This window comes from Phenylobacterium sp., from assembly GCF_016793285.1.
Classification (GTDB): domain Bacteria; phylum Pseudomonadota; class Alphaproteobacteria; order Caulobacterales; family Caulobacteraceae; genus Phenylobacterium.
The window spans coordinates 43,929-50,877 of the sequence record NZ_JAEUMO010000087.1 but is presented as its reverse complement, the minus strand read 5'-3'; the positions used below and the strand labels follow the sequence as shown (position 1 = coordinate 50,877).

The 6,949-nt window shown below is 70.1% G+C and carries 7 protein-coding genes; 2 read left to right on the top strand and 5 right to left on the bottom strand.

Annotation, left to right across the window (positions count from 1 at the left end):
- Positions 1 to 96: 96 nt before the first annotated feature.
- Both JNL41_RS09320 and JNL41_RS09315 read right to left on the bottom strand, forming a co-directional pair.
- A complete protein-coding gene (locus JNL41_RS09320) occupies positions 97 to 1,002 on the bottom strand; it encodes an alpha/beta hydrolase (RefSeq protein WP_293474265.1) in 906 nt (301 codons plus the stop codon).
- A 41-nt stretch (positions 1,003 to 1,043) separates the two neighbouring features.
- Complete coding sequence (locus JNL41_RS09315; protein WP_293474263.1) at positions 1,044 to 2,321, bottom strand: MFS transporter; 1,278 nt, start codon at positions 2,319 to 2,321, stop codon at positions 1,044 to 1,046.
- Between the two features lie 75 nt (positions 2,322 to 2,396).
- On the opposite strand from JNL41_RS09315, the gene JNL41_RS09310 reads away from it, so the two are divergent.
- Together JNL41_RS09310 and JNL41_RS09305 are read left to right on the top strand one after the other, a co-directional pair.
- Positions 2,397 to 3,008 (top strand): TetR family transcriptional regulator, encoded by a 612-nt coding sequence (locus JNL41_RS09310; protein WP_293474261.1) that lies wholly within the window; start codon positions 2,397 to 2,399, stop codon positions 3,006 to 3,008.
- Positions 3,001 to 3,459: a DUF488 domain-containing protein gene (locus JNL41_RS09305; protein WP_293474260.1), complete on the top strand. Its 459-nt coding sequence runs from the start codon at positions 3,001 to 3,003 to the stop codon at positions 3,457 to 3,459. The genes JNL41_RS09310 and JNL41_RS09305 overlap by 8 nt, the downstream gene beginning before the upstream one ends.
- A 72-nt stretch (positions 3,460 to 3,531) precedes the next feature.
- Here JNL41_RS09305 and JNL41_RS09300 read toward each other — a convergent pair whose 3' ends face one another.
- The 3 genes from JNL41_RS09300 to JNL41_RS09290 form a co-directional block, all read right to left on the bottom strand.
- Positions 3,532 to 4,746, bottom strand: a complete 1,215-nt coding sequence (locus tag JNL41_RS09300; protein WP_293474258.1) for a pentapeptide repeat-containing protein — start codon at positions 4,744 to 4,746, stop codon at positions 3,532 to 3,534.
- A gap of 90 nt (positions 4,747 to 4,836) precedes the next feature.
- Positions 4,837 to 5,790 carry a magnesium transporter CorA family protein gene (locus JNL41_RS09295; protein ID WP_293474256.1) on the bottom strand — a complete coding sequence of 318 codons (954 nt, stop codon included), beginning with the start codon at positions 5,788 to 5,790 and terminating at the stop codon, positions 4,837 to 4,839.
- Between the two features lie 57 nt (positions 5,791 to 5,847).
- Positions 5,848 to 6,516 carry a CHAP domain-containing protein gene (locus JNL41_RS09290; protein ID WP_293474254.1) on the bottom strand — a complete coding sequence of 223 codons (669 nt, stop codon included), beginning with the start codon at positions 6,514 to 6,516 and terminating at the stop codon, positions 5,848 to 5,850.
- Between the last annotated feature and the right edge of the window lie 433 nt (positions 6,517 to 6,949).

Below are 6,949 nucleotides of genomic sequence, written 5' to 3'. Positions count from 1 at the left end.
TCCTGCGCAAGGCCGCCGAACGCACCGTCGAAGCCACATGGCGGCGTATCGGACAACTCCTCGACCACTTCACCCCCGCCGAGTGCGCTAACTACCTCACCAACTCCGGATACGCTTCAGTGTGAACGGATCACGCTCTAGCTCGCGCAGAACCTCGCGCACGCGTTCGGGCCGCTCCATCGGCAGGAAGTGGGTCGTCCCGGGCACGGTCTCGTAGCGCGCGCCGACGGCGTCGAGGTCGGCGAGGTTGTCGTCGATCCGCGCGGTCGACGCGAACTCGGCCCGCAGCATCCGGATCGGGCAGCGCACCGCGCGGAAGGCGGCCCAGGCGTCGTAGTTGTGGATGCGGAAGTTCGAGGCTTCCCAGGCGGGCGTGCAGGTCAGGGTCACCTGCCCGTCGGTGGTAGGCGCGAAGCCGGCCTCGACATAGTCGGCCAGTTGCTCGGGCCGCCACGTCCTGAACCCGCCGCGGCCGGTGTAGGCGGCGAGCGCCGCCGCCTTGTCCGGAAATACCGCGCGGCGACGGTCGGCGCCCTCGGCCAGCGGGTTGTCGCCGACCATGTCCTGCGCGGCGCGGGCCGCGTCGAAGATGACAGGGTCGAACAGCGCCAGCGCCTTCACCTTCTCCGGCGCCGCGGCGGCCGCCAGCAGGCTGGTCGTTCCCCCCATCGAGTGCCCGGCCAGCACGACGGGCGCCTCCGCCGCCTCGTCCAGCAGCGCCAGCAGGTCGTCGCGGAACTCCAGCCAGCCCTGCCGATCCTCGATCACCGCCGGAAGCGTCGAGGCGCCGTGACCACGCAGGTCCAGCGCCAGGATCCGGCGCTCCTGCGCCAGGGGCGCGAGGATCGTGCGGTAGGTGCGGCCGTTGAAGCCGTTCGCGTGCGAGAAGATCACGTCGACGGGGCGGTCCTGCGGCCCGAAGTCGAGCGCCGCCATCTCGCCGCCGCGCCCCGGAAGGCTCACCCGCCGCGGCCGCGGCTCGTACTCGACCATCGCATCCATGGCCCGCTCTTAGCCCGGTGACGCGAAGGCAGGAAAGCCGCTCAGGCGGCCGCCGTCCGTCGCGGGGCGTCGCCGGCCCGGCGGATCGCGAGCGCGGCGAAGGCGGCGAGCACGGCCAGCACGCCCGCGATGACGAAGCTCTCCAGGTAGCGGCCCTGCAGCTCGCGCAGCACCCCGGCCCCGAACGCCGCGCTCGCCGCGCCGATCTGGTGCCCGAACGCCACCCATCCGAAGAGGATCGGCCCGTCGCGCTCGCCAAAGGTCTCGGTCGACAGCCGGACGGTCGGCGGCACCGTCGCCAGCCAGTCCAGGCCGTAGAAGACCGCGAAGACCCCCAGGCTGACGGCGTTGAAGTCCAGGAACGGCAGCGCCATCAGCGAGAGGCCGCGCAGGCCGTAGTAGACGAACAGCAGCTTCCTCGGATCGTAGCGGTCGGTGAGCCAGCCCGAGGCCGTCGTCCCGATCATGTCGAAGACGCCCATGGCGGCCAGCAGCATGCCGGCCTGGACCAGAGCCATGCCCCTGTCGCCGCAGAGCGAGATCAGGTGCGTGCCGACGAGGCCGTTGGTGGTGAACCCGCAGACGAAGAAAGTGGCGAACAGCAGCCAGAAGGCCGGCGTGCGCATGCCGCGCGCCAGGACGCCCAGCGCCAGCGCCACGGCATCCCGCGCCCGACCGCGCGGGGGCGCCGGCTCGACCTCCGAGGCGCCGTAGGGCGGCTGGCCGATATCGGCCGGGCGTTCGGGCATCAGGAACAGGACCAGCGGGACCATCGCCGCCGTCACGAGCGCCACGGCCGTCGCGACCGCGCGCCAGCCGCTGCCTTCCGCCAGGGCCGCCATGCCGGGCAGGAAGATCAGCGAGCCGGTGGCCGTCGAGGCGCTGAGCAGGCCCATGACGAGCCCGCGGCGGGCCTGGAACCAGCGGTTCACGACGGTCGCGCCCATCGAGAGCGCCACCGCGCCCGAGCCCAGGCCCGAGAGCACGCCCCAGGTCAGCAGGTAGTGCCAGGGCGCGGTCATGAGGAGGCTGAGGCCCGTCGAGGCGCTCATCAGCACGAGGCCGGTCAGCAGGGTGCGCTTCAAGCCCAGCGTCTGCATCAGCGCCGCCGCGAAGGGGCCCACGAGACCGTAGAGGAAGATGCCGATCGCCGCGCCGGCCGAGAGCCGCCCACGGTCCCAGCCGAAGGCGTCGTGCAACGGCTGCAGCAGCACGCCCGGCGCCGAGCGCAGGCCGGCGGCCGACAGCAGGGCCAGGAAGGTGACCGCCGCCACCACCCAGGCGTAGTTCTGGCCGAACGGGCGTCTTCGGACTATCATGTAACCGATCGGTACGGGAAACTCGGAGCCCGGTCAGGTACGTACCGGTCTGTTACCTTGTCAAGGGCCGCCGCCATGCCGAAATCCGCCACCCGCGACGCGCCTGCCACCGCCGCCGCGCCGAAAGCCGCCGAGCGCATCCTTTCGACAGCGAGCGAGCTCTTCTACCGCGAAGGCGCCCGGGCGGTCGGCGTGGACGAGATCGTCGCCCGCGCCGGCGCGACCAAGCCCAGCCTCTATCGCGCCTTCGAGAGCAAGGATCACCTGATCGCCGCCTACCTGGAAGGCCAGAGCGCCTACGCCTGGTCGTATTTCGAGCAGGCCGCCGCGGCGCATCCGGACGATCCGAAGGCGCAGATCCTGGCATACATCGACGCCCTGTCGGGCCGCGCATCGAAGGCCGGCTATCGCGGCTGCGGCCTCACCAACGCGGCGGTCGAGTATCCCGACGCCGGCCACCCCGGCCACAAGGTCTCGGTGAAGCACAAGCAGAAGGTCCGCGACCACCTGCGCGACCTGACCCGGGGGATGGGCGCGAGGAAGCCCAAGAAGCTCGCCGACGCCCTGCTGCTCCTCATCGAGGGCGTCTTCGTCACCAGCCAGCTCTTCGGCCCCGAGGGACCGGCCGCCGCCGCCCGGGGCGCTGCGGCGGCGCTGATCGACGCCCATATGAAGGGTCATGAGTAGGAAGATCCCGCTGGCCACGATCGGCTACGAGAGCGCCCCGCAGGCCAGGGTCATCGACGAACTGAAGGCGGCTGGCGTCGAGGTGCTGATCGACGTGCGCGCCGTCGCCGCCTCGCGCCGCGCCGGCTTCTCCAAAGGCCTGCTGTCGTCGAGCCTCGAGGACGCGGGCATCGACTACGTCCACCTGCGCGACCTCGGCACGCCGAAGGAAGGCCGCATGGCCGCCCGGCGCGGCAAGACGGCCGAGATGCGCGAGATCTTCGAGGCCCACATGGCAGAGCCCGCCGCCCAGTTGCAGCTCGCCCAGGCCATCGAGATCGCCAAGGGCCGCAAGGCGGCGCTGCTCTGCTACGAGGCCGACCACCGAGGATGCCACCGCTCGATCGTGTGCGAACACATGATGGCGGCGGCCGACTTTGCGGTCGAGAACCTCTACCCGACGACGCTGTAGGAAGGCCGGACCACGAAACAGCCTCGGGGACCGCCCGCCGTTCGTGCGGTTCGGGTCGAACCCGGCGGCGGATCAGATTTCCAGCTCGGCGCCGGAGATGTCGCAGCCGGCGAGACGGGCTCCGTCCATCTCGGCCTCCAGGAACCGCGCACGCGGCGCGGAGGCGCCGCGCAGGTCGGCGCCGCGCAGCGAGGCGCGGGAGAAGTCGGTGCGCACGAAGCGGTTGTCGCCGATCGCCAGCGGTCCCATCTTCGCGCCGCGCAGGTCGGCCCGCGCGAGCTGGGCGTTCGTGAAGCGCGCGCCGCGCAGGTCGGCCTCGCGCAGGTTCGCGCCCCGGAAGTCGCAGCCCGACAGGTCGGCGCCCTGGAGCTGCGCGCCCTCCAGGTCCATGCCGAAGAAGATCGAGTTGGGCGCCGAGAGCCCCGACAGCCGCCGGCGCTTCAGCGACTTCAGCGGGCGGAAGTCGACCTCCGAGAGCTTCATCACCACGCCCTGACCGCCGTTGGTGTCGCAGAAGGCCTCGTGCTCGGCCACTACCTCGGTCAGCGACTTGTCGTCGATGTAGAAGATCGGCGGCGGCGCGCGCAGCACGCCCGCCAGGTCGCAGTCGTCGAGCCGCGCCTGGTTGAGGTTCGCCCCGTTCAGCACCGCGCGCTTCATCGAGGCGCCCGTGAGGTCGGCGCCGCCCAGGTCGGCGCCCGACAGGTCGGCGCCGTCCAGCACCGCGCGCATGAGCTTCGCGCCCACCAGCACCGCGCCCGCCAGGTTCGCGTCGGTGAAGTCGCTGGTCATGGCGACCGCGCCGCTCATCTGCGCGCCGGCCAGGTTGGCGCCCGACAGCACGGCGAAGTTCAGCTCGCCCGGCCGGTGCTCGTGGCGAAGGATCCGGAAGCCGTCCAGCTTGTCCTGCAGGGCGATGCGGCCCTCGCGCAGGTCGCAGCCGGCGAGTTCGGCGCCCGCCAGGTTCGCGCCGCGCATGCACGCGCCGCGCAGGTCGGCCCGCTTCAGGTTGACGTGGCGCATGTCGGCTTCGCGCAGGTCGGCGCCGAAGAGGATCGCGCGGGAGAGGTTGGAGCGCGCCAGGGTCGCGCCGGCGAGCTTCGCGCCCGTCAGGTCCGCGTCGCGCAGGTCGACGCCTTCCAGGCTGCAGTTGGCGAGGTCGGCATAGTGCAGCGCCAGGCGCCGTCCGCCCGACCGTCCCGCCAGGTAGCGCTGGTGGGCCTCGAGCGCCTCGCGGAGGGCGTGGACGTCGAGCGTCGTGTGATGCTGTTGGGGTACGGACGACATGAAGGCCTTCGCGTTCACCATGGCGCGGCCGGCTTTAAGGATGGGTTTCGCGACGTCCTTTATGAAACCTTGAGCACAACTCCCGATCGCTCAGAGCCAGCCGCGTTTCTTGAACCACACGACCGGCAGGACCCCCGCGACGAACATCAGCAGCAGGGCGAAGGGATAGCCCGCCATCCAACGCAGCTCGGGCATGTGGATGAAGTTCATGCCGTAGATCGAGGCGATCAGCGTGGGCGGCATGAAGGCCACCGCGACCACCGAGAAGAACTTGATGATGCCGTTCTGCTCGATGTTGATCAGGCCCAGCGCCGCATCCAGCAGGAAGGCGATGTGGCTCGACTGGTAGCCGGCGTGCTCGGTGAGCGAGCGGGCGTCGTGTTGCAGGGTGTCGAGGTGCGCGCGGCACTCGGGATCCGTCGCGATCTCGCTCGCCAGCCCCGCGTAGCCCAGCGTCCGCGACACGCTCACCAGGCCGTTGCGCGTGAGCGACGTCACCGACTGCGCCTGCGCCAGGCCGGTGAGCAGCGGTCGGAAGTTGCCGCCGGGCGGCCGGCGGAAGATGGCGGTGGAGACGTCCTCCACCTTGTCGGCCATGTCGTCCAGCGTTCGCGCCAGCCGTTCGACGACGGCGTCGAAGAGGTCGAGCAGCGCCACCGTGCCGCTCTGGATGTCGCTCTCCGGGACGCGGTCGGAGAACAGCGTGAACGCCCGCAGCTCCTCATAGCGCAAGGTCACCAGCACCCCCTTGGCGAGGACGAAGGTGACCGGCGTCGCGAAGGGCGAGGCCTCGTGGCTGCGCGCCAGCATCGTGGCCGTCATGAAGGTGGCGCCGTCTTCCTGGTAGAGGCGGCTGGAAGGCTCCAGCGCGGCCATCTCCTCGGCGGTAGGCAGTTCGAGGCCGAGCGCCGCCTCCACGGCCAGCTCCTCCTCGCGGGTCGGCTTCATCAGGTCGATCCAGACCACGTCGGCGCCCGGCGACCAGCCGGCCGCGCACGTTTCCGTCTGCACCCCGCGCGCGCTGCGCCGAAGGACCCTGAGCATGGCGCTGCCTCCGCCCGCCTAAGGACGGTGCGTCGCGCAGAGCGTCAACCGCGGAGGCTACTTGTTGTCGGGGCGCGTGGCCGCCGCGATCAGGGCCGCGATCCGGTCCGTCTGGTCCGCCGCCTGGGTCAGCACGCTCATCGGGCCCTGGCCTGGACGCACGGCGCTGGCCATCTGGCTGGCGGCCGACTGGGCGACGGCGATCGCGCCGTTCTGGAAGCGGGTCACGCCCGAGGCCGCCAGCATGCGCGCCGACGTGTCCTGATAGATGAACCCGTGCGTGGCGTAGGTGGAGCCGCCCAGGTCGCGGTTCGGGTCGTACCAGACCTTCACCTCGCTCCAGTCGCCCTGCGGCGAGACGTCGATGATGGTGACGTCCTTCTCGACCTTGCCGCGCGAGCCCTCGATCGGGCTCCAGTTGGCGTGGGTGATCTGGATGACGCGGTCGGTCAGCACCTGGCTCACCACGGCCACATGGCCGAGACGCATGCGCTGGGTGGGCTTGAAGCAGAGGACGGCGCCCGCCTTGGGCGAGAAGCCGGTCTCGTACTTGCCGGCCGCCTGCTGCCACCAGGTCCAGGCGTCGCCGAAGATCTGGATGCCGGAGATCAGGCGCGCGAAGGGCACGCACTGCCAGTAGGTGTCGGCGGTCGCTCCGCCAGGGGCGAAGGCGACAAACGCCGCAGCGGCCATGGCGCCCAGAAGGGCCCGCGTCCGTTTAAGCATTGATCGGTGACTCCCCGACACTCCCAGGCGAAGGGGTAACCGTATCCGCCTTGAGTGAAAAGAGGGTTTACGCCGCGCGGCGAGCGGTCGCAGGTGAATTATCCACAGGATCGCTCAGGCATGGAGGCGCACGCCGCCGCCTTCGGAAGGCAATATCCATGTCTTCGATCAGTAAAATTTCGCCTCGCAAGAAAACTATTGGCGAACATTGGTGCGGGATCGCGTAATTGAGCTGTAAGAAACTCGATTTCCACCTGTCGTTAACCGATAATTTTCTTTTGATAGCCGCCTTTCACGTTGTCGTAACAAGCCGAAATAAGAGCTCGCCGAAAGGCGGCAAGGCTTGGCTGAAATTCGCGCAAGAGGAGAATTTTCGGCTTCACGAACCGTTGAACGCGGCCGCCGGCGCCCGAAAAAGCGGCGCCGCAGAGTC